The 25,938-nt window shown below is 41.3% G+C and carries 17 protein-coding genes; 10 read left to right on the top strand and 7 right to left on the bottom strand.

Annotation, left to right across the window (positions count from 1 at the left end):
- The first annotated feature begins 3 nt into the window (after positions 1-3).
- The 4 genes from ACM0OS_RS01825 (at position 4) to ACM0OS_RS01810 (ending at position 4,399) form a co-directional block, all read left to right on the top strand.
- Positions 4-879: a (2Fe-2S) ferredoxin domain-containing protein gene (locus tag ACM0OS_RS01825; RefSeq protein ID WP_414541446.1), complete on the top strand. Its 876-nt coding sequence runs from the start codon at positions 4-6 to the stop codon at positions 877-879.
- A 184-nt stretch (positions 880-1,063) separates the two neighbouring features.
- Positions 1,064-2,266, top strand: a complete 1,203-nt coding sequence (locus ACM0OS_RS01820) for an ABC transporter substrate-binding protein (protein ID WP_414541445.1) — start codon at positions 1,064-1,066, stop codon at positions 2,264-2,266.
- On the top strand, positions 2,266-3,327 hold the full coding sequence (locus ACM0OS_RS01815) for an iron chelate uptake ABC transporter family permease subunit (protein WP_414541444.1): 1,062 nt from the start codon (positions 2,266-2,268) through the stop codon (positions 3,325-3,327). Before ACM0OS_RS01820 ends, ACM0OS_RS01815 begins: the two co-directional genes overlap by 1 nt.
- Positions 3,328-3,364: 37 nt before the next feature.
- Positions 3,365-4,399, top strand: coding sequence for an ABC transporter ATP-binding protein (locus tag ACM0OS_RS01810; protein WP_414541443.1), 1,035 nt, complete (start codon positions 3,365-3,367; stop codon positions 4,397-4,399).
- A 457-nt stretch (positions 4,400-4,856) separates the two neighbouring features.
- On the opposite strand, the gene ACM0OS_RS01805 is transcribed toward ACM0OS_RS01810, so the two are convergent.
- Together ACM0OS_RS01805 and ACM0OS_RS01800 are read right to left on the bottom strand one after the other, a co-directional pair.
- A complete protein-coding gene (locus tag ACM0OS_RS01805) occupies positions 4,857-5,630 on the bottom strand; it encodes a GMC family oxidoreductase (RefSeq protein WP_414541483.1) in 774 nt (257 codons plus the stop codon).
- Between the two features lie 202 nt (positions 5,631-5,832).
- Complete coding sequence (locus ACM0OS_RS01800; protein WP_414541442.1) at positions 5,833-6,111, bottom strand: hypothetical protein; 279 nt, start codon at positions 6,109-6,111, stop codon at positions 5,833-5,835.
- Positions 6,112-6,567: 456 nt separating this feature from the next.
- Between ACM0OS_RS01800 and bcp the strand changes: the two genes are divergently transcribed.
- Complete coding sequence (bcp, locus tag ACM0OS_RS01795; protein ID WP_414541441.1) at positions 6,568-7,065, top strand: thioredoxin-dependent thiol peroxidase; 498 nt, start codon at positions 6,568-6,570, stop codon at positions 7,063-7,065.
- Here bcp and pabB read toward each other — a convergent pair.
- Positions 7,005-9,161 (bottom strand): aminodeoxychorismate synthase component I, encoded by a 2,157-nt coding sequence (gene pabB / locus ACM0OS_RS01790; protein ID WP_414541482.1) that lies wholly within the window; start codon positions 9,159-9,161, stop codon positions 7,005-7,007. The two genes, bcp and pabB, sit on opposite strands and share 61 nt — an antisense overlap.
- Before the next feature lie 102 nt (positions 9,162-9,263).
- Here pabB and ACM0OS_RS01785 point away from each other — a divergent pair, with 102 nt between their 5' ends.
- Positions 9,264-10,433 (top strand): cysteine desulfurase family protein, encoded by a 1,170-nt coding sequence (locus ACM0OS_RS01785; protein WP_414541440.1) that lies wholly within the window; start codon positions 9,264-9,266, stop codon positions 10,431-10,433.
- Here the strand turns inward: ACM0OS_RS01785 and ACM0OS_RS01780 are convergent.
- Together ACM0OS_RS01780 and ACM0OS_RS01775 are read right to left on the bottom strand one after the other, a co-directional pair.
- Positions 10,427-11,458, bottom strand: a complete 1,032-nt coding sequence (locus tag ACM0OS_RS01780; RefSeq protein WP_414541439.1) for a cyanophycinase — start codon at positions 11,456-11,458, stop codon at positions 10,427-10,429. The two genes, ACM0OS_RS01785 and ACM0OS_RS01780, sit on opposite strands and share 7 nt — an antisense overlap.
- Positions 11,459-11,620: 162 nt before the next feature.
- The gene (locus tag ACM0OS_RS01775) at positions 11,621-12,811 is read right to left on the bottom strand and encodes a glycosyltransferase family 4 protein (protein WP_414541438.1); all 1,191 of its coding nucleotides are present in this window, start codon (positions 12,809-12,811) and stop codon (positions 11,621-11,623) included.
- A gap of 279 nt (positions 12,812-13,090) precedes the next feature.
- Here ACM0OS_RS01775 and ACM0OS_RS01770 point away from each other — a divergent pair, with 279 nt between their 5' ends.
- From ACM0OS_RS01770 to ACM0OS_RS01760, 3 genes are all read left to right on the top strand, one after another.
- Positions 13,091-15,070: a caspase family protein gene (locus ACM0OS_RS01770; protein ID WP_414541437.1), complete on the top strand. Its 1,980-nt coding sequence runs from the start codon at positions 13,091-13,093 to the stop codon at positions 15,068-15,070.
- Positions 15,027-18,188 (top strand): WD40 repeat domain-containing protein, encoded by a 3,162-nt coding sequence (locus ACM0OS_RS01765; RefSeq protein WP_414541436.1) that lies wholly within the window; start codon positions 15,027-15,029, stop codon positions 18,186-18,188. The genes ACM0OS_RS01770 and ACM0OS_RS01765 overlap by 44 nt, the downstream gene beginning before the upstream one ends.
- Before the next feature lie 210 nt (positions 18,189-18,398).
- Complete coding sequence (locus ACM0OS_RS01760; RefSeq protein WP_414541435.1) at positions 18,399-18,575, top strand: hypothetical protein; 177 nt, start codon at positions 18,399-18,401, stop codon at positions 18,573-18,575.
- A 149-nt stretch (positions 18,576-18,724) separates the two neighbouring features.
- On the opposite strand, the gene ACM0OS_RS01755 is transcribed toward ACM0OS_RS01760, so the two are convergent.
- Positions 18,725-20,380, bottom strand: coding sequence for an iron uptake porin (locus ACM0OS_RS01755; protein ID WP_414541434.1), 1,656 nt, complete (start codon positions 20,378-20,380; stop codon positions 18,725-18,727).
- A gap of 42 nt (positions 20,381-20,422) precedes the next feature.
- Positions 20,423-21,688, bottom strand: coding sequence for a FecR domain-containing protein (locus ACM0OS_RS01750; RefSeq protein ID WP_414541433.1), 1,266 nt, complete (start codon positions 21,686-21,688; stop codon positions 20,423-20,425).
- A 286-nt stretch (positions 21,689-21,974) separates the two neighbouring features.
- Between ACM0OS_RS01750 and ACM0OS_RS01745 the strand changes: the two genes are divergently transcribed.
- On the top strand, positions 21,975-25,838 hold the full coding sequence (locus tag ACM0OS_RS01745) for a DUF2157 domain-containing protein (protein ID WP_414541432.1): 3,864 nt from the start codon (positions 21,975-21,977) through the stop codon (positions 25,836-25,838).
- Positions 25,839-25,938: the final 100 nt, after the last annotated feature.

Genomic DNA, 25,938 nt, shown 5'->3' with positions numbered 1-25,938 from the left:
TTTATGACTGAGCTTAATTGTTGGGTGAAATCGATGGATGAGGTGGTGACTGAGGAGTTATCTACAGGGGGGTATATTGAGTATGAATATTTTGATTGTGGTAGTGATGTTTTGGCATCGCTGGTTTACACTTTATTTGAGCAAAATTGGCAGCAGGTAGGGGTGGCTCATATTGTTCAAGGGAGTGTTTTAGAATTAGAGTTTAATGCCCCACCAAAGCTTTGTATTCTCTATGATGGATATTTGACAGTAGCGACTGAAGGTTGGCATTTACATTTATGTATTGAGGCTAATTTAGGTGGGCCGCTTTGTAAAACGCCTGAAGAATTAAGAAAGCAGCGTCAAGTTAGTCGTGCGGCTTTTTATCGGCGATTTAATTCAGAAGGAAATCCTAGAAGTTGGGGAATTCAATTTTGGAATGGTGCAGATGAAAAACTAATGACGATTTTATTACCTAATCCTTTAGTTGATGGAGAAAATTTATTACCAGAGGGTAAACCTGATTTATCAAAATTAGCTCTTTATCAAGAACTCAGAGAAATTTATGTGTTAGGTAATAAACCGATTCCATTTACCAAAAATCCTCTGAAACATTCTTATATCTCAGTTTGTACTTCTACCCGTTGTCTTCCATCCCGTAAATGGCAACCTACATTTGATGCTTTAAAATCAGCAGTAGAAACAGCAGGTGTAGATGTAGAAGTAAGAACATCCGGCTGTTTAGAAGTTTGCCAACAAGGGCCAGTTGTCTTTTATTCCGATGATAGAACTTGGTACACCCGCGTTAACCCAAACGTAGCTGAAATTATCGTCAACGAACACCTAGTCCAAGGTAAAAAAGTCAGCGAAAACCTATATCCGCCAGGAAATAATTCGTAATTTGTAATTTACCAAAAGATAAGGTTTAAAGCCGAGTAGAATTGTGGGTGGTTTTTCTCCCCTGCTTTCTCCCCTGCGCCCTGCTTTTTCACTCCTCACACACTCTGCGTCTTTGCACGGCAGTCGCTACAAGTCGGGGAACCCGCCCAATGCGCTGCCTTATCTTTGCCTGAGACAAAATCCCATGAAACTGGTAAAAATCCCACACTCAAAATTAATTTCTTTCCTCTTACTCTTAATCACAACACTCATCATCGCTTGCAACCATACCCCAACAATCACTCATAACCCCGCCTGTATTCAAAACTATGACCCCAATACCGATTACTTCCCCCATAAAATCCAAATCACCCATGCTACAGGGTTAGCAGTAGAGTATCATCACAACTACAAAATAGTCACTGTTAAAAATCCCTGGCAAAATGCTAAAACTAACTTTCAATATGTTTTAGTCCAATGTGGAACCCCACCACCAACAGGATTTAATTCAGCACAAATAATTACAGTCCCTGTTAATTCCATAGTCACTCTTTCTACGACTCATTTACCTCACTTAGCCAAATTAGGTGTAGTTGATAAATTAATTGGTGTTAGTAATAGTAAACAAGTCAATACGCCGGAGGTGGTAGAGAGAATCCAAGCAGGTGAAGTTGTAGAAGTGGGCAATAATGCCAATATTGATATTGAACGATTATTAGAATTAAATCCCGATTTGGTCACAACTTTCGGTACAGGTAATTCCCAAACTGATAGCTATTCTAAACTTACCGAAGTTGGGTTAAAAGTAGGAATTAATGCCGAATATATGGAAGACACTCCCTTGGGGAGAAGTGAATGGTTAAAGTTTACAGCTTTGTTTTTTAATCAAGAAGAACAAGCAGAAAAAATCTTCCAAGAAATTGCTGAGAAATATGCACAAATAGCACAAACAGCAAAATCTGTAACCAATCGTCCAACTGTATTTGTTGGCTTTAACTTTAAAGGTACTTGGTATATGCCAGGGGGTAATAGTTATGTAGCCAAATATCTCGCTGATGCTGGTGGAAACTATCTCTGGAGTGATGATAAATCTTTTGGTAGTTTACCTTTATCTGTTGAAGTTGTTGTAGAACGGGCTAGCAATGCAGATTACTGGTTAAATTTTAGTCAATCTTGGCAGAGCGTTCAAGATTTACTTGCTGAAGATAACCTCTATGGTGATTTTCAGGCTGTCCAAAATGGCAATCTTTACAATAATAATGCCCGTGTCAATGACAGTGGCGGTAATGATTACTGGGAAGGAGGAATGAGCAACCCAGATATTGTTTTGGCTGACTTAATTAAAATTTTGCATCCAGAAATATTACCTGGACATCAATTGTTTTATTATCATAGATTAGGACAATAATGTTAACCGAAAAATATAAAATTTATAATTCATTGCCCAAAACTCTTATTTTTTCGATTTTATTCATTGGCTTTATTTTTGCCTTTTTATTAGACTTAGCTTTAGGTTCAGTTCATATCCCTCTTCATGCAGTAATTAATATCTTGCTGGGACAAGAACCAGAAAGGGTGACATGGACAAATATTATTCTCAAATTTCGATTACCTAAAGCTATAACTGCAATTTTGGCGGGTGCGGCTTTGGGTGTGAGTGGCTTACAAATGCAAACTTTATTTAGAAATCCTTTGGCTGGGCCTTTTGTGTTAGGAATTAGTTCTGGTGCCAGTTTAGGTGTGGCTTTAGTTGTGCTGACGGCTAGTGCGACAACACCCACTTTATTAGCTGATTTGGGAATTATTAGTGATTTTGGTTTAGTTATCGCTGCTAGTTTGGGTGCTGCATCGGTTTTAGGATTGATGTTAGTTGTATCTCGGCGTGTTAAAGATACAATGACGCTGCTAATTTTAGGTTTGTTGTTTGGCTATGCTACGAGTGCTATTGTGAGTATTTTGCTGCAATTTAGCTCCCAAGAACGCATTCAAAGTTATATTATGTGGACTTTTGGTAGCTTTGCTGGGGTAACTGGTAAACAATTGCTGGTTTTAATTCCGGTGATAGTTTTGAGTTTATTCATAGCAGTGACGCAATCAAAGTCTTTGAATACGCTTTTATTGGGTGAGGCTTATGCGCGTAGTCTGGGGTTAACAGTGGAAAAAACTCGATTTTCCATTATTACTAGTGCATCTATTTTAGCGGGTGCGATTACTGCTTTTTGTGGCCCCATCGCTTTTTTGGGGGTGGCTATTCCTCATTTGTGTCGCAGTGTTTTTCATACTTCCGACCATCGGATTTTAATTCCTGGGGTGATGATGATGGGTGCGATTTTGGCTTTGATGGCTGATTTGTTGTCTCAGGTGGGAGGGGGTGCGATGGTTTTACCTTTGAATGCTGTGACGGCTTTGATAGGAACTCCGGTTGTGAGTTGGGTGATTTTGCGGCGTAATTCTCGTCGGGTTGTTTGAATGCAGAGGTGCGCGGAGTGTTTTTGAGGTGTTGCTGATGAGTGATGCGATTTTGACTACTCATGATTTGACTATTGGCTATCGGGTGTCTGGGAAGCGGTTCAGATGTGTGGCTTGTGATATTAATGTGTCGTTACAGGCTGAGGAGGTTGTGTGTTTGCTGGGGCCTAATGGTGCGGGTAAGTCTACGTTACTGCGATCGCTTGCGGGTATGCAACCGCCAATTGCTGGTGAGGTGAGGTTGTTGGGGGAAAATATCTCGGCTTTGTCGGCGCTAGATTTGGCTAAACGTCTGAGTTTGGTGTTGACCGAGAAAGTGGATGTGGGAATGCTTTGTGCTTATACTTTGGTGAGTTTGGGGCGATATCCTTATACTGACTGGTGGGGAAATTTAACGCCTGAAGATGAGGCGATCGCACATTGGGCGATAAAATCTGTAGGTGCAGAACATCTGGCTTCACGTCAAGTTAGTGAGTTGAGTGATGGTGAACGTCAAAAAATTATGATTGCGCGTGCTTTGGCGCAGTCACCTATTGTCATGTTACTTGATGAGCCAACGGCATTTTTGGATTTACCGCGACGGGTGGAAATTATGCAGTTGTTACGTCAGTTAGCGCGGGAAACTCATCAAGCGATTCTGCTTTCTACTCATGATTTGGATTTGGCTTTGCGTTTGGCTGACCAAGTTTGGTTATTAACGTCTGATGGTATTCTAAATGTTGGCGCTCCGGAAGATTTAGTTTTATCTGGTGCTTTTGCTGATACCTTCCGTAGTGAGGGGGTAGAATTTGATGTTGCTTCTGGGGAGTTTCAGCTGAATATACCCTCTAGAGAAGAAGTAGTTGTTATGGGTGAGGGTATTGCGGCTTTGTGGACTACTCGCGCTTTACAAAGGGTGGGGTTTAGTGTGAGACAATTTGAGAATTCGTCTTTTCTCGCAGATGCTACGTCAATACAAATCTTAGTGGAGGTGATGTCAAGTTCCCAAAATATATTGTGGCGACTTATACAACCTGAAATTGTTCGTAGTTATGACTCATTATATAAACTGATTAAATTTTTAAATTTTTAAAGAAAAGCAGAGGTGAAGGTAATTTTGATTTTATGATGGGGAGCGATCGCATTGGTATTAGCTGAATGGCACGCTTGTTATCGGCAAATCCAATATTCATAAGCTTTTTGGGTGTGGGGTGTCGGGTGTAGTGGCGTAAAGCTAAGTGCGGGCATAGCTGCGCTTACCGCGTGGCTCGTTGCGTAGCAAAGAAGTTTATTAATGTTCGCACTTGTTTTTAATTTTCTTGATTTTTTTCCTACACCCTACACCCTGCCCTGACTAGGTTTCACGTTTACAAGCGTGACATTCGGCATTAGCTATTGTGAATTGGATGATGTTTGTTGCACCTATGAATGCGGAATTTGCAACGTGGTTGACCAATCAATCCTGTGTCACCAAACTGGACAAGATATCGTAATCAATGGGTGTATGCACACGCAGCTAATGTTCGCGTTTTTGTGAAAAACTTTTTGGTTTACTGTTTAATCATATCGGCTGCCTTTTCACCAATCATGATCGTGGGTGCATTTGTATTTCCCGTAGTGATCAGTGGCATAATCGATGCATCTACGACTCGTAACCCATCAATCCCCCGCACTTTGAGTTGGGAATCAACAACTGCCATTGGATCTTTGCCCATTTTGCACGTCCCGACAGGGTGGTTCACAGTATCACACGCTTGCCGAATATAAGCTCGAATCGCTTTGATGTTAGACACCCCAACACCAGGAGCGATTTCCTCATCCCGAAACTCATTTAACAAGCCCGAATGGGCAACTTGACGCGCAATCTTAATTCCTTTAACCAGTATTTTCAAGTCAGATTTATCCTGGAGATAATTCACCCGGATTAGTGGTGGCTCTTGTGGGTTAGAAGAACGCAAACTGACACTGCCACGACTTTGGGGGTGGTTGTTAATAACGAGGATAGTAAATGCTGCACCTTCACGGGCAAAAGCAGGATTGACAAATAAAATGGGAGCTAAAGTAAGCTGGATATTTGGTGCCGCATCTAAGCTCAGATTAGTACGCGCGAACAGCCCCGCTTCACCGAGATTGCTGCTTGGTGCAAGAGGGAGTTCTTGTAGGGATTGGTAGGCTACAGGAACCATCGGATGATCTTGGAGGTTCTGACCGACACCTGGCAAATCAACGACTACAGGAATATTTAATGCCCGCAGATGTTCTGCTGGCCCAATTCCAGAAAGCATGAGCAGTTGAGGGGAATCAAATGTGCCAGCACTTAGAATCGCGTTGCTCCCTTAACAATATTGCTTCCGTCAGTTCCAAAGCCTTGAAACTTCCTTAATTATGAATTATGCATTCAACCTAACCTCAAATTAGGGTAATATCCTCATCTCCTGGTTCAATTATCCTTGACCTTTATATAGGTTATGAAAAAGCAACGGGTAAAGTAAGTGATGACATTAAAGCCTGAATACACAGCAATATCTAAAGTTGTGTTTCCGATTGTTGCACTTGTTTTCCGGGACTAGCAAAAGAAATCGCATCTAGGGATTGATTCGGTGCATTTAACTGTGGTTGTTCAGGCGATGCGTTGATACTTGTATCACTAAAGTAAGAGCCAATAATTTTGTCATAGTTAGAAGCAACAGCTAAAAATGCTCCACCCAAAATGTAAATAGGTAACGGCAGATTAAAGGCTTTTAACCAGTCAAACAGTTCTGCCAATGCAAACAATACTAAAAAACAGGCTAGCCAAACCCTCATTTTTCCATCCTCCGCGTGTAAACTACCCTACCAATAGGGTAACCAGCTTGCATGATACTTGATGTTCAACTTAACCACAATTACTAAGGTAAAGCTAACATTTTACCTGAACTGATGACTGTTATCTGTCCTTGGTTCTCTTCTGGGGCATTCTACCAAAAACACTATGTCCTCATCCTGATACTTCGGTTTCCCTTGCCGCTACGGTGTACACACAAATGATCTAATCACAAGTAGTGGAATGACACAGCTAAAATGGTGTGATAGATATAACTCTTGTAGTGCGGACATCTTGCCTGCACCGGACGGGCGAGAGGCCCATCCTACAAGATAAATTTAATGCAACATTTTAGCTGAGACAGTCCACCACCAGTTAAGTAGCCGTGTAAAATAAATCCACTCCCGGACAATATTTTTTACACTTAAATAAAAAGGCGATCGCCTTTTCACCCAACCATGAGCAACATTCCTCAAACTGGACAACCCGCGCCTAATTTCTCTACTCCTGACCAAAATGATCATCTTGTCAGCCTAGATCATTTCAGCGGTCAGTGGCTGGTTATCTATTTCTACCCGAAAGATGACACACCCGGTTGTACAACCGAAGCTAAAGATTTTACCGAGTTACAGCCAGAATTTAACGTCTTGGGAGCAAAAATCTTAGGTGTAAGTCCAGATTCTGGTAAAGCTCATTGTAAATTTATTGACAAACATAATTTATCAATCACCCTGTTAAGTGACCCCGAACATCATCTCATTGAAGCTTATGGTGCTTGGCGCTTGAAAAAATTTATGGGTAAAGAATATATGGGTGTTGCCCGGTCAACTTTTTTGATTTCACCTGATAAAATTATTGCCTATGCTTGGCCTAATGTGAAAACTAAAGGTCATGCTCAAGCAGTCTTAACTAAATTACAAGAATTATCAGCTGTCTCCAATCCCAAAATCTCATAAAGACTAGGATAAAACTCTCCATGAACCGTCAACAGCATCGCCTCAATTAAAGCATTGGCTTTGAGGAGAGTTTCTTGAAATTCCATTTCGGCATCAGATAAAGCCACAATACCACCCCCCATGCCGATAGCTGTTTTATCGGGGGTAAATACTGCGGTACGAATTACTATATTTAAATCTGCTGCGCCATTCAAACTCAAAAAGCCGATAGCACCTGAATAAACTCCCCGTGGTTCTTGTTCGAGTTTATCAATAATCTCCATTGTTCTCAGTTTGGGTGCGCCTGTCATTGAACCACCAGGAAATGCCATTTGAATACAGTCTGTAGCTGTCATTTCTGGAGATAAATGACCCCGAATAGTTGTGACCATTTGATGTACTGTGGCATAAGTTTCTATATCCATTAATTTTGGTACATGAACACTGCCTATTTCACACACCCTGCCTAAGTCATTGCGTAATAAATCCACAATCATCAAATTTTCTGCTTGGTCTTTTTCACTATTACGTAAACGTTCACGTAATAAAAAATCTTCTTCGGGAGTCTGTCCCCGTTTTACTGTTCCCTTAATGGGCTTAGTTTCTACCCATCCTGATGAATCAATTCGCAAAAATCTTTCTGGTGAAGAACAAGCAATGCTAATGTCACCAAAGCGCAGAAAAGCAGAGTAAGGTGCTGGATTAACCTGACGTAACCTGCGATAAAATGCCAGAGGATCAGGCGTTGTATCTGTGTATAGTTGATTAGTTAAACATACTTGATATGTTTCTCCTTCATGAATCTCTTGGAGACACTTATAAATATCATCTTTGTATATTTGGTAAGATCGACTTAAGCGAAAAGTCACAGGATGGGGATTGATATTGGCTACTAGTGGGGTGAGGGGAGGCAGTGTATAGAGTTTTTGTGTAATTAATTTAAACCAAGATTCTGCTTCGGTTTTTGTGTCTTCGGTAGTAAGATAAACTAAATAAGTAGTTTTTTCTTGATGGTCAAAGACAATCATTTGGTCAGCTAAGAGAAAAATTGCATCAGGTAGAGATGATGGATGTACTAAATTAGCTCCACATTCAGCTTTAAGTTCGTAACCTAAGTAGCCTACAAATCCACAATTAAAATCAAAAGGTAAATCATCAGACTGACAGCTTCGGCAATTAATTTGCTGTTTAAGATATGCAAAAATGCTTTTTTTAATATTCGTTATTTTACCAGATTTATTAATAATTAGTTCCTGGTTTTGGGTGGAATAACGAACAAGTAAACTGTGCTTACCACCTTTTCCTCCCATGAATGAGAAACGCGATAAACCTGCTTCTACTCGGCTACTATCTAGCCAAAATGCGTTAATTTCTTGACCAAAAAGATGCACAAATGTCTGTTCTGCATCAGGATAATAATTAAGTTTTTGACTATAAACTATCAAGTCTTGATTTGGTTGGGCAGGTGAAATTTTAGTAGTTATAGGTGGAATTATTTCTTTATTTGTTTTTTTTTCTGATTTATTTTTTGAGATAAATTTCTGAGTGATTTCTTGGAAGTTTTGTAAGAGTTTATATCCATATTCTGTGCAGATAGACTCTGGGTGAAATTGCACTCCCCATAATGGTAGATAGCGATGGCGTAATGCCATGATGAGTCCTTCTTCTGTCCAAGCTAGTTTTTCTAAACAATTGGGTAATTCATCTGCTACTAGCAATGAATGATAACGAACTACACGAAAAGGGGTTGGTATTTCTGAAAATAAATTATCGTTATTGTGGTAGATATCACTTAATCTTCCGTGTCTGACTTCTGGTGCATGAATGACTTTACCACCGTAATAGTGAGCGATTCCTTGATGACCAAGGCAAACACCTAATAATGGTATATTAAGGTGATTTTGTAGTATTTGTTGGCAGATACCAAAGTCTTTGGCTTTTTCTGGACGACCGGGGCCGGGAGAAATGACTATGTTATCAAATTTGAGTTCTTGTAGTTGATGCCAGTTGATTTGATTATTGCGAATTACATGGGGTTTTTTACCATTGACTTCTGCTAACATTTGATAAAGGTTAAATGTGTAAGAATCGTAGTTATCGATAATTAGTGTTTGGATCATTTAATTATTTACTTCGTCCTACTTACTTGTTGTTCAATCTGCTATAAATAAGTCTATATGATTTTATTTTACAAAACTTAACTCGAATTAATTTCAATTATGTCTATTCGTCCTATATATCTTGATTGTCACGCTACTACACCTGTGGATGAGCGTGTGTTGGCGGCAATGCTTCCTTACTTTACAGAGCATTTTGGCAATCCATCTAGTATTGGTCATGTTTACGGTTGGGAAGCGGAAGCGGCGGTGAAACAAACTAGGGAAGTTTTGGCCGCAGCGATTAATGCTACACCAGAAGAAATTGTGTTTACTAGTGGCGCAACAGAAGCTAATAATTTGGCGATAAAAGGTGTGGCTGAAGCATATTTTTCTCAAGGACAGCATATTATTACTGTGGCTACTGAACATAGTGCGGTTCTTGACCCTTGTAATTATTTAAAAACGCTGGGTTTTGATATTACTATTTTGCCTGTGCAAAAGGATGGATTAATTAATTTAATTGAGTTAGAAAAGGCTTTACGTCCTGATACTATTTTGGTGTCGGTGATGGCTGCTAATAATGAAGTTGGTGTATTGCAGCCGTTGGCAGAAATTGGGGAAATGTGCCGTCATCGGGATATTATTTTTCACTCGGATGCCGCCCAAGCTATTGGTAAGGTTCCTTTGGATGTGCGGGCGATGAATGTTAATTTAATGTCGTTGACAGCACATAAGGTGTATGGGCCTAAGGGAATTGGGGCATTGTATGTGCAAAGACGTAACCCTAGAGTGAAACTCGCCGCCCAACAGCATGGCGGTGGACATGAACGGGGAATGCGTTCTGGGACTTTGTATCCACCGCAAATTGTGGGTTTTGGTAAGGCTGTGGAAATTGCTTTAGCAGAACAAGTTATGGAAAACCAACGTCTGACTGAACTTAGGGCAAGATTATGGCAAGGGCTTTCGCAATTAGAAGGTGTTCATCTCAATGGACATCCTACTCAAAGATTAGCGGGAAACTTGAATATTAGTGTTGAGGGGGTAGATGGGGCGGCGCTACTGCTAGGCTTACAACCAGTGATGGCGGTATCTTCTGGTTCGGCTTGTTCCTCAGCCACCACAGCCCCCTCCCACGTTCTCACAGCCTTGGGACACTCAGAAAAACTCGCTTATGCCTCAGTACGATTTGGCATCGGACGATTTACCACCCAAGCAGAGATTGATACTGTAGCAAAACATGCGATCGCTACTATTGAAAGTTTACGCAAACAGACAATTTTGGTTCAATAGGGATCTGAATCAAACCGTCCTCGTTTCACGCTTCTGAGGTAATAACCTTTTGTGGGTAGGTTCCTCAGGTTAAAGGTGTCTCCACGGGGAACGCGCCAAATTTTGTAGTCGGTAAATGTCAGCGGTGTCCGGGGTTTGCATACTTCGGGTGGATGATCTCCTAAGACAAAATAAGCTGCACCCCGGCCCATGACTTTTGCCTGACCGTATTTATCGACTACAACTGATGTCTCTTCGCTAATGGCTACGCCTAAGGCGCTTTTGGATATGCCATCTTGAATTTGACGGGCGATGAAAGCCATAATTCGCCCCATTCTTTTGCGCCTATCGAAGTGGGTATCGATGATGGTTCCCCGCAAATGACTCCAGGGGAAAAAGTCGTAAGTAAAAGTAATATCTCGATAAGGGTCTTCGAGAGCGTCTCTGGTTTCAATGCCTTCTTCGGAGGAAGCACAGGCATCATAAACGAAATCGCTTTGAATCATCGCACCTGCACTAGTGCCACCAATGCCACCGCCTCTAGCATAAACTGATTCGATGGCGGTTTCTAATTTGGTGTTTTTCCAACTGCGGATGTATTCGCATTGGTCGCCACCAGCAAAGAAAATTACGCCGGCATTTCTCACTTTCTCAATAATGTCAGGTCTGTTTGCCTCTTGCCGATTACGAATAACCAGTGTCTCAACAAGATTCACACCCTGCATATTGTAAATTAGCCGATTGTAATCATCGCCACCATAAGTGCGAAGTACCACAACATTTACTTTGGTGGAGTAGCTAGTAGATCCCCTAACTTGATGAATCATCCACTGAATTGCTTCTTCCACATCGGGGCCACCCCCACCTAAAATATGCACGGGGCCGGCTAAAGGACTGGATGAGGGAAAACGAAGATCGAAAGTTTTGCTAGGGACGTCAGGTGTCAGGAATGCTCGAAGACGGGCAATGATTGAGGTTCCCATCTTCATCAACTTGGTTCCGAGATTCCTTAACCACTTTGCTATGTTTGGGAATACCTTTGTCATAAAAATCTGCTGGTGCAAACCACAATTATTGCTCACTTTCGCACCAGAAAGGGGAGAATTTCCAGCGTACAGTGGTTGTACTGTTTGTTAACGCTCAATAGCGCTGAGTAATCTTTAATTCTCTACGCTAAGTGCCGAAAATCTCCGCATTAATTGTCAATTTTACAGCCAGTCAGTTTGCGATCGCTCTTGCACAACTCGCTGATATACTGCTTCTGTTTGCCTGGCTAGTTTGGGCCAGCTAAAGCGTTGTCCTAAATCTTTGTACGCGTTATCAATCAACCATTGCCGATAACCTGGATTATATAAAACCTCCAAAATTCCCCAAGCTAGAGATTCGGGGTTATTGACTCCAGTGACAATGCCTGTTTTGGTATGTTGCACTACTTCTGGGAATCCACCTGTATCGGAAACCACTACGGGAACACGAGAGGCAAAGCTTTCTAAGGCAACAATACCAAAGGGTTCATAAAGACTGGGAAATACGGCACAGTCGGCAATGGTTTGAAATTTATCTAAGTATGAATCAGAAATAAAACCAGTAAAATAACATTTATGCCAAATTCCCAAATCCCAGGCTTGACGCTTGAGATTTTCAGTATTACCGCCACCGATAATCACAAATTTAACGTTACCCGCCATTTGCCAAAGTACCTTGGGCGCAGCATTAAGTAATACAGATACACCCTTTTCATATGTCATGCGACCAACATAATAGACAATTTTTTCATGGTCAGCAGCAAATTGACGACGAAAATCTTGAGCATGAAAATCTTCGCGGTGCTGTTTCTTTTCTGGACGAATGCCGTTATAAATGACATCTATTTTGTTCCCAGGACTTTGTAGCGCTCGTTCGATTTCCCGTCGCATATATTCGGTACATACAATAATTCGCCAAGCATTGTAAGCTAAAAGATTTTCTTTGTCATGAATATATCGTTGAATATCCGTGTGAATACCGTTATGTCGCCCAAATTCAGTGGCGTGAATTGTCGCAATTAGGGGAATTTTAAAATTATGCTTTAAAGCGATCGCCGCATCTCCAACCAACCAATCATGAGCATGAATTACATCAAACTGCCCTTCCTCCAAAATTAACTTCCCACCATGATGTCCCATACTTTGGTTGAGATTGACGACCCAGTGAAAAAAATCGTTACTAGGTGCCACAGGTACCCGATGTATATGTATACCCTCGACTATTTCATACATCGATGCCTGACCGAACTCTGCGGTAATCAGGTGAATTTCATGCCCTCGCTTGACTATTTCTGGGTACAACTCTGCCACATGACGGGAAATTCCGCCCACTATCCTCGGTGGAAACTCCCAACTTAGCGCCAGTATCTTCATTTATTAATCTCTCCGGTAATTTAAAAATATCTAAAAAAACTACATTTATCTCAAAATACAAGTCACACAGTAATGCTAATGAGTATATTTACTCCATTTTTTTGATGAAACTAATCAATCAAAATAACATAACCATAGAAAGACGAGGAAAAACTTCTACTTTTAAGTAGACTATGTTAGCGATCGCGTGCATGATCATGTACAAATCAATCCTAAATAATATATAAGGAAAAACAATCAGGTCTTTTCCCCCTCATCCCCTCCTCCCTCATCTCCAAAATGCCCCCACTTGGTGTTGCTACCGGTCGTTCAACTCAAACTAAACCTAAAATTACTCCTACACTGTGGTTGTTATTGGTGGGAGTGAATCAATATCAAGATGAGCAATTACCGTGTCTCCGTTACTCAGCAGTTGATTGTCAAGTATTAGCAGCAGCTTTAAGCAGCGCCACTCAAGAGCAATTTGCCCAAAAAAACATTAATATTTATCACGATTTTGCTCCGCAACCGCCGCTTTTAGCAACGGTACGCGCCAGCTTACAGCAAATCACGACAAAAGCTCAACCACCCGATACAATTCTGTTTTACTTTTCTGGACATGGAATGCTGCAAGCCCATACTCAGCAAGCATTTCTTTGTTTAGCAGATACACAAAAAGATCATCTAGAAACGACAGGTTTAGCTGTTCAAGAATTGTTGCAATTATTAGCTAATAGTGGTGTCCAAAATCAGCTAATCTGGCTGGATGCTTGTCATAGTGGGGGCATGACATTACGAGGACTAAACCCCACACAGCAACTGGTGGCAGTATTACAGCAACGCGCTGCTAAAAGTAGGGGTTTTTATGCTTTACTTTCTTGCGACACAGACCAGCAATCTTGGGAGTTTCCCGAACTGGGACATGGGGTATTTACTTATTATTTAATGCGGGGTTTACACGGAGATGCCGCCGATGCTCAAGGTGTAATTTCGGCTGATGGGCTTTATCGCTATGTGTATCACCAAACCTTGCAATATATTGATAAAACTAATCAACAGTTAAGATTAATCAACCAGCAAAAACGCGGCAAAGGAGATACTCAACTTTATAGTGAATATCCTCTACAAACGCCTAAACGCATTGTTGAAGGTATTGGCGAATTAATCTTAGGAAATATCCCCGCGATCGCAGAATCTTTACCCCCTAGAATAGCATTAGTATTAGAAGGCATTAGAGGCTCGCAAGCAGCATTAGATTTTAGTAAAGTTTTGGGTGATGCTGGAGCCTTTGAGTTAGAGTATTTGCCCCGTTCTGGAACCACCACAGCCAAAGATATTCGTGCAACCATCAAAACCTGTTTGCGTTCCACCCATCAATCACAGCAACCGAAAACCACAGAACCAGCAATAGTATTGTTATATCTGCGTGGGCGAATCGAAGAAACCCCATCAGGAGAAGCAGCTTTAGTATTGTTAGATGAGATTTGGTTAAGTCGTTCTTGGTTAAGACAGCAGTTACGGCGTTCTTCAGTTACCCAGCAAATCATTATTTTAGATTGTCCATTGGGTTCGCACAGTGTCTCTCTACAAGATTGGGTAGAAGACTTGCAACTTGATACCGAAAAAGGACAGTGCATCATTGCTGCGACTTTTCCCAAAAACAACTCAGAACTATTTACCCAAGCACTCACAAAGACTTTAAAAGCAGCAAAGAAACCTGATGGTTTATCAGTAGCAGCTTGGATTACCCAATTGCAAATTCATTTAGCAACACACACACAATTTACCCCTTCACCACTACATATTTGGCTATCTGGTACCCAAGGGGTGATAGAAATCATTCCCGCCAGTAGCTCATATAACCACAAAAAAACCACATTAGATTTAAGAATTTGCCCCTACCGAGGATTAAAAGCCTTTAGCGAAGATGACGCCCAATATTTCTACGGAAGAGAATCCTTAACTCAGCAGTTACTAAGTCAACTGGCTCATAAATCCTTCCTGGCTGTAGTCGGCGCATCCGGTAGCGGTAAATCTTCTGTAGTCCAAGCAGGACTAATAGCTCAGTTGCGCCTGGGTAAACAACTCCCTGGTAGTGATTCCTGGTTAATTATCAACATTCGTCCCGGTAAAAGTCCTGTGGAGGCATTGGGACAAGGGGACAAGGGGACAAGGGGACAAGGGGAAAAACTTGGGAATAGTCGCAAAGACTTACTCCCCCCACATCCTGGAAGCCATGCTCTACCAGGGAGTAGAAGGCTTTGTCTACTGGCTACGTAGTCGCCCTGAGCCGATGGTGGTTTTGGTAGTAGACCAATTTGAAGAATTATTCACCCTCGCACCCAGTGAAGATAGACAACGGTTTTTAGACTTGTTGTTGGGAGCAATCAAATATGCGGCTGATAAGTTTAAATTAGTGTTGACTGTGCGGGCTGATTTTATCGCTGCTTGTTTGGAAATACCCGCACTGGCTCAGTTATTGCAAGAATCAAGTGTGTTAGTACCACCCAAGTTGAGTGATGAAGACTACCGTCGTGTGATGCTCAACCCAGCAGAACAAGTGGGGTTAAAGGTCGAACCGGGACTAGTGGAAGTTCTCTTACAAGAGTTAAACCACTCGGCGGGTGATTTACCACTATTGGAATTTGTACTGGAGCAATTATGGGAGTTTCGCCAAGCAGGTGAATTAACTTTAGCTGCTCATAAACAGCAAATTGGTGGTATTAAAGGCGCATTGGAACGCAAAGCCCAGGAAGTTTACGATAGTTTAGATAGTCCAGCCCAAGAATGCGCGCGCTGGATTTTTCTCTCACTCACACAATTAGGGGAAGGTACAGAAGACACAAGAAGGCGAGTTTTGAAATCTGAGTTGGTTGTGCAGAAATATCCAAAGGCTTTGGTAGAAAGGACTCTTGTCACTTTAACTGCGGCGAAATTAATTGTAGTGAATTTAGAAGATGAGGCTGTAGTTGAGGGTAGCAAAGGCGAACAAGTTGACTCTATCACTGCATCTGGGGCGGTCACTATTGAAGTTGCTCACGAAATCCTCATCCGCCACTGGTCAACATTACGCTGGTGGTTAGAAGAAAATCGTAGTCGATTGCGATCGCAGCGTCAAATTGAACAATCAGCAGCTTTGTGGCAACATAATCAGCAGCAGTCAGATTTTTTGTTACAAGGTAACCGTTTGGCGGAAGCAGAAGAAATTTTTGTCAAATATACAGATGAATTATCTGCTGATGTGCAATATTTTATCTCTGCTTGTTTAGCTGCTAGAGAACATCAACAACGTGAACAAAAAAAGCGTCTGCGACAAGCTCAAATAGCGGTGACAGTTATCAGTGTTTTAGGAATTGCTGCTAGTGGTTTTGGCGGTTTGGCTTATTTCCAAAAGCAAGCGGCTCAATTAAGAGAAATTGCGGCTTTAAATGCATCATCTCAAGCTTTTTTATTATCTCATCAACAATTAGAAGCTGTGATTGCTAGTGTTAAAGCAGGGCGAGAAATTCAACAAGTTTTTTCACCATCACCAGAAATTAAATTATCTACAGCGGCGACTTTTCAACAAGCTATTTACCAAACTCAAGAAATTAATCGGCTTCCGGCTCACAATCAACAAGTTAATGCCGTAATTTTTAGTCCAGATGGTAAAATTTTAGCTTCTGCAAGTGATGATAAAACTATTAAATTGTGGCATCACAATGGGAGTTTAATCACAACTATTTCCGGTAATAAAAGCAGAGTTACAGCTATTGCATTTAGTCCTGATGGTAAGTTATTAGCTGCTACTGATGCTGATAATTATATTAAAATTTATGATATTCATGGTCAATTAATCAAAATATTCACTGGACACAATGATATTGTTACTGATGTAAGTTTCAGCGCTGATAGCAAAATACTGGCTTCAGCAAGCCTGGATAATACTGTCAAAATCTGGCAAACTGACGGCAGGTTAATTAATTCTTGGAAAGCTCATGATGGCTGGGTAAATACAGTTAGCTTTAGTCCTGATGGTAAAATTATTGCTTCTGGTGGTGAAGATAATTTAGTAAAGCTTTGGCAAGTAGATGATGGTAATTTAATTACAGTCTTAAGAGGACATCAAGGACGGATTACCAGGGTGCAATTCAGTCCAGATAATCAAGTTTTAGCTTCTGGCAGTGGTGACAAAACTATTAAAATATGGAATAATCAAGGTGAAGTATTACAAAATATAGAAGCTCACAGTGAGCAAATTAACAGTATTAAATTTAGTCCAGATAATCAAATTTTAGCTTCTGCTAGTGGTGACAAAACTATTAAAATATGGCAATTAAATGGTAACCTATTAAAAACAATTCAAGGACATGGTGAAGCAGTTAGAGATATTAGCTTTAGTATTGATGGTCAAATTATCGCTTCTGCTGGTGCTGATCACACTATTAAACTTTGGCAACTAAAACAAGATAAACAAGTACAAGTTAACGATATTCGCAGTATTAGCTTCAGTCCTGATGGTAAAACTTTCGCCTCTGCAAGTTGGAATGGGGATATTAAAATTTGGCAAAAAAACGCATCTCTAGTTAAGGAGTTTTCAGCACATAATGATATCGCTGATGCAGTAATTTTCAGTCTAGATGGCAAAACTTTAGCCACAGCTAGCGCTGATAAAACTATTAAAATCTGGGATAGCAATAATCAACAGTTAATCAAAATCCTCACGGGTCATGAAGATAGAGTAACTAGCATTAGTTTTAGTCATGATGGTAATTTGCTGGCTTCTGGGAGTGCTGATAAAACCGTGAAATTATGGCAAGTTAATAATGGTAAATTATTACACTCATTTATAGGTCACACTGATGAGGTGACAAGCATCAATTTTAGTTCTGATGCTAATTTACTGGCTTCTGGGAGTGTTGATAACACAGTCAAGCTATGGGACGTGAATGGTAATTTAGTAAAAAATTTAACTAATCATACATTAGCGATCGCCTCTGTAAAATTCAGTCCAGATAGCAAACTTTTGGCTACCGCTAGTTGGGATAATACCATTAAACTTTGGCGTGTAGCTGATGGTAAATTAATTCATACCCTGACTGGACATACAGATGGTGTCACTAGTCTGAGTTTTAATGGTCAAACATTGGCTTCTGGTAGTGCCGACAATACTATCAAGTTATGGAGTATTCAAGATGGTACGTTGTTAAAAACTCTCTTGGGACATTCGGGTAAAGTTAACAGCGTGAGTTTCAGTCCCGATGGTAAAGCATTGGTGAGTGGTAGTGATGATGCAGGTGTGATGGTGTGGAATCTCGATTTAGATGATTTGATGCAGCAAGGATGTGATCGTATTGCCAATTATCTTCAGCATAATGCCAATGTTAGTCCAGGCGATCGCTTGATTTGTCGAAAGTGATGAATCATCTTCAGGACTTACGCAAAAATTGCTGAAAAGCTTGATTTGTTGAACCGCCCGCGCGCAGCGATGCCCGTAAGGGCTGTAGACGCCAAGGACGCCAAGAATGCGTATAAGGTAAGGTACGTAAGTCCTAATCTTATATGACTGCGGCTGATTTAGTTGTTGACGAGACGCAATAGGTGAAAATTTATATAGGAGGTAAGCTATATGTTAAAAACAATTCAAGGAATTTATAAAAACGGCAAAATTGAATTAGCTGAAACACCACAGGGTATAACTGAAGGTTTAGTGTTCGTCACCTTCCTAGAAACTAAACCCAGCCAATGGCCAGAAATAATTATGCAATATTCGGGTGTAAAAGCAAGCGATCGCTTTCAGGTATGATGCTGATTCTGAGGGTCAAAATGCACTTTTAAAAATATGCGTAGGCGTAACCCATTGCAGGTATCACTGCTTAAATTGTCTCATTTCAAGTCCGTTTAATCACGTTACCTTGCATGACAGAATAATTCTTTGCATGAAACTATCACTCACTAAAAACTAAAAGTAGTCCGAATAGTACCCACAAAGATGTCATTATTGCGGGAAATATGACCAGGGTCAGTCACAATAAAAAACCCAGGAGTAATGGCAATATTATCATTCACTAAATAACGGTAAAACACCTCATAGTGAGTAGAATTACCTGTATCAACCGCTGGAATTAAAAAACCTGCATTCAATTTTGGCGGTAGACCAACCAGAACACCAAACAAATCACCCTTTCTCCCAAAGGGGTCATATAAACCCAAAGATAATAAATAGGTACTACTGAGAACAGCCGCATCAGATACAACCGAGTCAGTCACCATCAACCCACCCCAAGCACCAAAAACTACTTTCTCAGTTAACTGCCATTGCAGACTACCATTAAGAGCATGGATTTGAGCAGGTTCATTAATCCCACCAGATGTATCTGCATTACTGCTACCTGTACCCGTATCTAATTGACCAGTTTTAGAATAAGCATTGACATAAGCTAAACCTGTAATTAATGAAGGATTTGGCTTGTAAAGTACCTGCACTCCCAAAGCACTATGGTCTGCACCAAATAAACCCCCGTTACTATCGTTGCTATTTCTTGTCCCGTAAGCAAACTGTAGACGGATGGTATCAGATGCTAACCAGTCAAAGCCTACACCAGCACCCAGACTCCCAATTTTAAATACAGGTGTGGAACCGGCAAATAAAGAAATCGCACCTTGACCAGCACCCGCATAAGGTGAGTTGACACTGAGAACACTACTTAAACTAAAGCCTACAGGTTTAAAGGTAAAAACTACGCGATCGCCTAATCCCGCAACACGATATTCTAGAGAATCTAACCACACGTCATTGTCATAATCTGCTTGCCAAGACAATCTTGCCATGTTGGTGTTAAACGCATTAGGATTGCCAAAGCTATCATTGGCAGAATTTCCTGATACTAAAGCCAAGCGAAAACGGTCTTTTCCAGTGAAGGAAGCAGCTAGTTGTAATTGGGTGAGGTGGGTAAAAATTGTATTAGCTTCACCTCTCCCCGGAGGGTCGCCACCAGAACCAGTTGCTAAACCAAAAATTGCTTGTCCACCTAAAATTACTGTCGTGGAAAATTGCTGTGCTGTGATGTTGGCAGTGCGCGCTTCTAAATTATCAATTCTATTTCTTAAAACTGCTAATTCTGGGGCAAATTCTGTTTGCAATTTTTTGATAATTTCTAAATCTTCTTGTCTCGCTAAATCAATGAATGCACTACTCCCTAACCCTGTCTCAATGGCATCCATCACCGCATTTAATCCGGCGGCAAATTCATAACGAGTCATGGCGCGATCGCCTTTAAATGTGCCGTCAGGATAACCAGCAATTACGGCATAACGTTCTACTAAGGATTGCAAGGCTAAAAAAGCCCAGTCACTTGGTTGCACATCTGATAATTGTGAAACTGATGTCACCTGCTCTAGGCTACTATCGGGTGATTGAGCTATTATAGAATTATCTACATCTGTAACTACAAAATTCACATTATCCACAGAAAAAAAATTGCCCTGGTCACTTTCTAAAAAAGATACATCTGAGGCAATTGTCAGAGGATCATATTTTTCTGCATATGCAGTTTCAGTCAAGCAAAATACTGCCGCTCCCGATAGAAGCAATAAAGCTTTTTTATCCATAGATATCACCCACACCTGATATAAAAAAAGGATATTTAAAAATTAGCGATCGCGTGCAATTCCAGTAGTTAAACTACCACGATAGGGAATACCCACTCCAGGGGCTTCTCCATTCACTCCAAACACTTCTATTTGGGTAATTTGACCGTTAGCATTAATCACTGAACCACTGGCATTATTGCCACTTAATCCCGCGTTATTACTAATACCTGTATTTCCATCAATGGTGACTGTGTTCTGATCAAAATCAACTGAGATATTAGTTTGGGGAACAGAACTACCATCTGGGGTAAAATTTACTGTATTGTCTTGATTTCTCACAAAAGTCCCATTAGTGACTTGGGGGTTAATAATTCTCACGGAAACTGGGGGACGCGGATTTAAATCACCTTCTGAACCATTCAGTGCATCCGCTAGGAATGTTCTAGTAAAACCCCGGAATCTTTGGGCTTGATTTCTTAAAGCAGCTAATGTTTCAATTCGCACTGCTTTGAGTGTCTCCTGGACGGGAACTGCTTCTTGCGCCACAACATTTTCTTGTCCTGGCCCCAAACCTGTGGTTAAAGAAATACTGCGATAAAAACCTTGCAAGTCAAACTCCTGGACGTTACCCACCACACCATTTTTCACGGCTACCGTCTGACCACCTTGTAAGGCTACGGTTTTTTTACCTTGTTGGTCGGATATTTTAATATCTCCATCAGTTAAAGCAAATACTTGTGTGGCGTTGCGTGTCTGGTCATGTATCACCATGACAGCACTAGCCTTTTGTGCAGGGAGAAATAGATTATTTTGGCTGATTTTATTGTTTTTGTTGGCAGCGATTAATGTATTATTTTTTTGTGCAGTTGTGGGCTGGACTGCCAATATTTGAATTTGACTTTCTGGTGTTTCTACTTCTGTACCTACACTACCTGGCGGACTTAAAACCAAGGCTGTACCATTTTCCAGCTTAAAGATCATTTCATTCAAAGCCAGGAGATTCCGCAATTTAAAGCGACGTAACCCTGGTTCAAAGCGAAAAGTACTACTTTGATCTACCCGAATTAAAGACTTATCGTTGAAAAATAATTGAGCTTGGGAACTTTCACCTGTTCTGACTGCATCTCGCGGTACCATCACATCTTGTGGTTGGGCTGGGCGTGCAGTTTGGTTATGCAGTAGCAGTTCTACAATTTTAATCAGCTTATAGACTTCAGCACGGGTTAATAACTGGTCTGACTCTGCCAGTACTGGAGTCATCCAAGATAAAGTTAACAGAGTGCTAATAATTAGCTTCTGACTTAATGACCGAATTAGCCACTTCATCACAGACTACCTTGAGTAATAATGTTGAGTTCGCTTAAAAGTTTGTTAATTTTATACTACTTATACTAATAGCGCTTTTCCGGAATCCTATATATTAAGTTTCTTGGAGAGCAGATGTAATTTATTTCTTGATGCGTTACGACTAACGTCCATAACTTCCCCTACCAGATTCAAGCCAATGTGGATATGCCCAATCCCTAGTGACCAAAAATAACTGTCACAGCGATCGCATAAATTTATATTAATCCCATGAAGATAGAAGTATCTACCGATACAGTTGCGGCTTATGTCATTGCCTCTTGACCACCTTGTCAAAATTGAACTCAGACTACCGTCTTCCCATCCCCAGCTATTGGCAGGATTGGATATCTGGCTCCGCTTAGGTTTGATATCGGATACCCAAGTCAGGCAAATATGCCGAGAGTTTCTTGTCTGTCCGGTAATATTTATTCCCCAATTTCAACCGGAAACAGCTATTTCTGAACCGGTAAAACCTTTGCCTGTAGCAGCTTTAACATCTAATAGCCGCAGACAAACTCCCAAGCCACCACCTGAACCCAACTTTGTCACCTCAATGTTGCAATCGCTAGGGGCAGAATTAAGTGTCCGTTGGCTATTGTTTTTAGGTTTATTTTTAGTTGTGGTTTCCTCTGGCGTACTGGCTGCTAGTCAGTGGGAAAGGTTTCCTGCCTCTGGACAGTATGGGGTATTATTCGCTTATACCTTGAGTTTTTGGGGATTTAGCTTTTGGGCTAACAGGCAAAATAATCTCAACTTAACAGCGCAAACATTGCTAATTGTCACCCTGTTGTTAGTACCGGTGAACTTTTGGGCAATGGATAGTTTTCAGTTGTGGCGATATCCTGGGGACTGGTTGACACTGGCGATCGCCTGTCCTATCTTGACATTAATTACTGTTTTACTCTGCAAAAATCGGGCTGTTTTTACCAATTTACCAACGGGGAAATTACCTTTATTCAATATTTTAGGACTGAGTTATCTACATTGGGGTTGGCAACTACCCAACTTTCCTGTAATTGCTATTTACGTGGCAATGATAGGTACAACTATTATTACTATTTATCACAATCGTTACCAACAGCAGCCCCCAAACACTCCAGCTAATCAAAGTCAGCAGCAGCCAACATTGGGGATGAGTTTATTTGCTGCCGTAATTATCTATGGGTTGGGATTATTATTAGTCCGAGCAATTTTTGTTAATGGAGTAGATGTAACTCAGTTAGGTTTAGCCATTGGCATTTGTGGTTGGTTGGTAACGTGGTTAGCACAACACAGACAACCCACATCCCCCCAAATACCTTGGCAATCTCTGGGGGGAATTTTACTTGTTCTCGGTTGGTTGGTGACAGTATTCAATCATCCTGGACAAGCCATAGCTGTCAGTGGATTAGGTTTGTGGTTTGTGGGTAGTCGCTTGCAGAGATATAGCCTGCGGGTTGACTTGGCGGCATTTTTTGCCATTGGCTTACAGACAGTTTGGCTGGGTTGGCGATTAGTCCCGGCTGAGTTCCAGAAATTAGCGATCGCAGTGGGTACGCAACTCACTTATGCTCAAAATGAACCTTGGGCATTGCTGAGTGTAGCTTTATTTCCCTACTTAATTTTTATGGTGGCGGTGTCCAACAGACTACATCGCGCCCACAAGCCCGAATTAGCTCGATTTAGTGAAATTTTAAGTTTATTATTGGGCATTTGCTTAACCACAATTGCCCTGGTTAATCCCACACTGTTAACGCTTAATTTACTATTTTCTACCATCACTCTCGCAGTGATCACCAAACGCCGTTCTCTGCGCTTTTTAGTGTTTCTCACCCATATCGTGGGAGTACTCACACTTGGTTCGACTATTCATTGGTTATTACCAACACTGGCTGTACATATTTGGGCGGGCATTTTGTTGACACTCATGGTGGCAGAATGGGTATTTGCCTTTAGTGGCGATGGATTATGGCGACATAGTGCATGGTATATCGGTTTAGCACTAGCCACTCTGAGTTTTGCCCTATTGTGGGTGAATGCGGAATTAGTTTGGTATGGCAATGTTAACCCTTGGGCTGATTGGGGTGTGATTTGGTTAGTTACGCCTGTGACTCTTACAGCCTTAGCTAGTCGGACAAATACACAGCGTCGTCCGATGACCACTTTCTTTAGTGTCATAACTGTCATTATGACCCAGCTATTGACTTTGCCTTTACCAACAACCAGATTGATTGGTTTGGGTGTGGCTGCGGCGGTGATGTTTTGCAATACGCGTTATTTAAGAAATCAAGCAACGGCGAAACTGACTATCGGTTTTACCCTAAGTTTTATCGGGGCCTTATTATGGTCAGGTATACCCATTCGCCTGACAATAGCCGGGTGGTTTGTTGCAGGTGCGATCGCTATTTTCAGTTTATGGTTAGCCAGAACAGCACTAAATCGACGTGATGGGGAATTGGCAACTATCTATGCAGTCGCCAGTGATCAATGGGCCATGGCCTTGTGTAGCCTTGAGTTATTGGGGATGACGTTACATTCGACGTTGGTTTATCAAGGGATAGTTACACCAGGATTATGGTACTTAACTGCCACAGTGATCACTTTAGCCGCAATTACTTACCGCAGTTGGCAATCACCAAGCAATTGGGCATTTTATGGCATCGGTTGGGGTGTGGAATTATTCATCGCCGAGGTGCTGGGTTTTGGAGAACGGGCAATTATTCACATTGCCATCGCTAACATTGCTTTAGGTTTAATCACCCAACTGCTAGGCGAATGGTGGCGACGACGATACCAACTAGAAAGATTACCTAGTAGTTTCCACATTTTACCCTTAATCTATGGTGCATTTAGTGTGGTGCTGCGTTTAGATACCTTCACCAACTGGACAGGGTTGTGTACTTTAGGCGTAGCTTTGATTCTTATTGGCGTAGGAAGAAGAAGGGATAATTTCAAGCCGCTGCTGTATTTAGGAATTATTGGTGTTTCCCTTGCTGCTTATGAACTGCTGTTTTATCAGATGTTGCAAGCCTCAGGTGGCGGATTAGGTGATGGTTTAATTGCCATGTCTGCTTTAGGCACTAGCATCATGTATGCTTATCGCATCCTCACCCCCTGGATTGTCAGCTACTTACGTCTGACTTACCAAGAACTCAAAGGTATCGCCCATGTCCACTGGTTGTGGAGTAGCTGTTTATTAATGGCGGCCATTCCCCTTCCTATCGATGTTAACCGTTTGGTGGGATTAGCAACTGGGGCATTTTTGATTAGATATGCCTTCTTTCAAGGACGGCGATCGCCTGATGTCCCCCGCTTCTTTGGCACCATTACCATCGGAGAAATGTGGGTTTACCTGGGACTATTGCAGGTAGCCGCCATGAGAGTTTACTGGCGCGAAACAGCCGTCGGACAATGGTTAGCGGGCCCCTTAGTACCTTGGAACGGTGCGATCGCTTGCGTAGTTGCCTATTTTCTTTACATCTTACCTTGGGAGCGTTGGGGTTGGTCGAAAAGACCTTGGCAACAAGTCGCCTACATCATACCGCTAATCATTTTATGGGAAACCCGACTGCAAGTTTATCCCATTACCTTACTGCTAGCGGCTGGCTTTTATATCTTCTTGGCCAAGGTGGGTGAAAATATTCGCTGGACATATATCAGTGCAGCATTAATTAATGCGGCTTTGTGGCGTTGGTTTAATGACTTACGCTTGAGTGATGATTTGTGGTACGTGACACCCATTGGATTATCACTGCTGTATGTTGCCCAAGTAGACACCCAACTGAAGTTACCAGAATACAAAGCAGTACGCCACAGTTTACGCATACTCGGCATTGGTGTAATTTGTGGATGGGCAATTTACTTTAATCGAGGCACACCCTGGATACCAGGAATTTTTAGCCTTGTGGCTATTTTTGCTGGATTAGCTTTACGCATCCGGGCTTTTCTCTATATTGGTACAGCTACTTTTTTTATTATCAGTATTGATCAACTAGTGATTTTTAGCTTACGCTACTCCTTTGCCAAATGGGTTGTGGGCTTGCTAGTGGGTATCATTCTGATTACCATTGCTGCCAACTTTGAAACTCATCGGACTCAAATAAATTCGTTTATTCGCAACATCAAGGATGAACTTCAAGAATGGGACTAATTCAGTAGATTAGTCAATATCACCCAGATCTTATTATGTATTTTACCTTTTCTTAAATTCAAGAACCGATGTTTCATAATACTGTTATATGTGTACTGGT

The sequence above is a fragment of the Nostoc sp. CCY0012 genome (assembly GCF_963920855.1).
Lineage (GTDB): Bacteria > Cyanobacteriota > Cyanobacteriia > Cyanobacteriales > Nostocaceae > Cyanocohniella.
The sequence above is the reverse complement of the archived record's forward strand: the minus strand, read 5'-3'. Positions and strand labels throughout refer to the sequence as shown.

What these genes read in the sequence shown, in the direction of transcription:
- ACM0OS_RS01820 (WP_414541445.1), top strand. Translation starts at nt 1,064, where the DNA reads ATGAAACTGGTAAAAATCCCACACTCAAAATTAATTTCTTTCCTCTTA.
- ACM0OS_RS01825 (WP_414541446.1), top strand. Translation starts at nt 4, where the DNA reads ATGACTGAGCTTAATTGTTGGGTGAAATCGATGGATGAGGTGGTGACT.
- ACM0OS_RS01775 (WP_414541438.1), bottom strand. Translation starts at nt 12,811, where the DNA reads ATGAAGATACTGGCGCTAAGTTGGGAGTTTCCACCGAGGATAGTGGGC.
- ACM0OS_RS01800 (WP_414541442.1), bottom strand. Translation starts at nt 6,111, where the DNA reads ATGAGGGTTTGGCTAGCCTGTTTTTTAGTATTGTTTGCATTGGCAGAA.
- ACM0OS_RS01745 (WP_414541432.1), top strand. Translation starts at nt 21,975, where the DNA reads ATGTCATTGCCTCTTGACCACCTTGTCAAAATTGAACTCAGACTACCG.
- ACM0OS_RS01760 (WP_414541435.1), top strand. Translation starts at nt 18,399, where the DNA reads ATGTTAAAAACAATTCAAGGAATTTATAAAAACGGCAAAATTGAATTA.
- ACM0OS_RS01755 (WP_414541434.1), bottom strand. Translation starts at nt 20,380, where the DNA reads ATGGATAAAAAAGCTTTATTGCTTCTATCGGGAGCGGCAGTATTTTGC.
- ACM0OS_RS01815 (WP_414541444.1), top strand. Translation starts at nt 2,266, where the DNA reads ATGTTAACCGAAAAATATAAAATTTATAATTCATTGCCCAAAACTCTT.
- ACM0OS_RS01785 (WP_414541440.1), top strand. Translation starts at nt 9,264, where the DNA reads ATGTCTATTCGTCCTATATATCTTGATTGTCACGCTACTACACCTGTG.
- ACM0OS_RS01770 (WP_414541437.1), top strand. Translation starts at nt 13,091, where the DNA reads ATGCCCCCACTTGGTGTTGCTACCGGTCGTTCAACTCAAACTAAACCT.
- ACM0OS_RS01765 (WP_414541436.1), top strand. Translation starts at nt 15,027, where the DNA reads ATGCTCTACCAGGGAGTAGAAGGCTTTGTCTACTGGCTACGTAGTCGC.
- ACM0OS_RS01750 (WP_414541433.1), bottom strand. Translation starts at nt 21,688, where the DNA reads ATGAAGTGGCTAATTCGGTCATTAAGTCAGAAGCTAATTATTAGCACT.
- bcp (WP_414541441.1), top strand. Translation starts at nt 6,568, where the DNA reads ATGAGCAACATTCCTCAAACTGGACAACCCGCGCCTAATTTCTCTACT.
- ACM0OS_RS01780 (WP_414541439.1), bottom strand. Translation starts at nt 11,458, where the DNA reads ATGACAAAGGTATTCCCAAACATAGCAAAGTGGTTAAGGAATCTCGGA.
- ACM0OS_RS01810 (WP_414541443.1), top strand. Translation starts at nt 3,365, where the DNA reads ATGAGTGATGCGATTTTGACTACTCATGATTTGACTATTGGCTATCGG.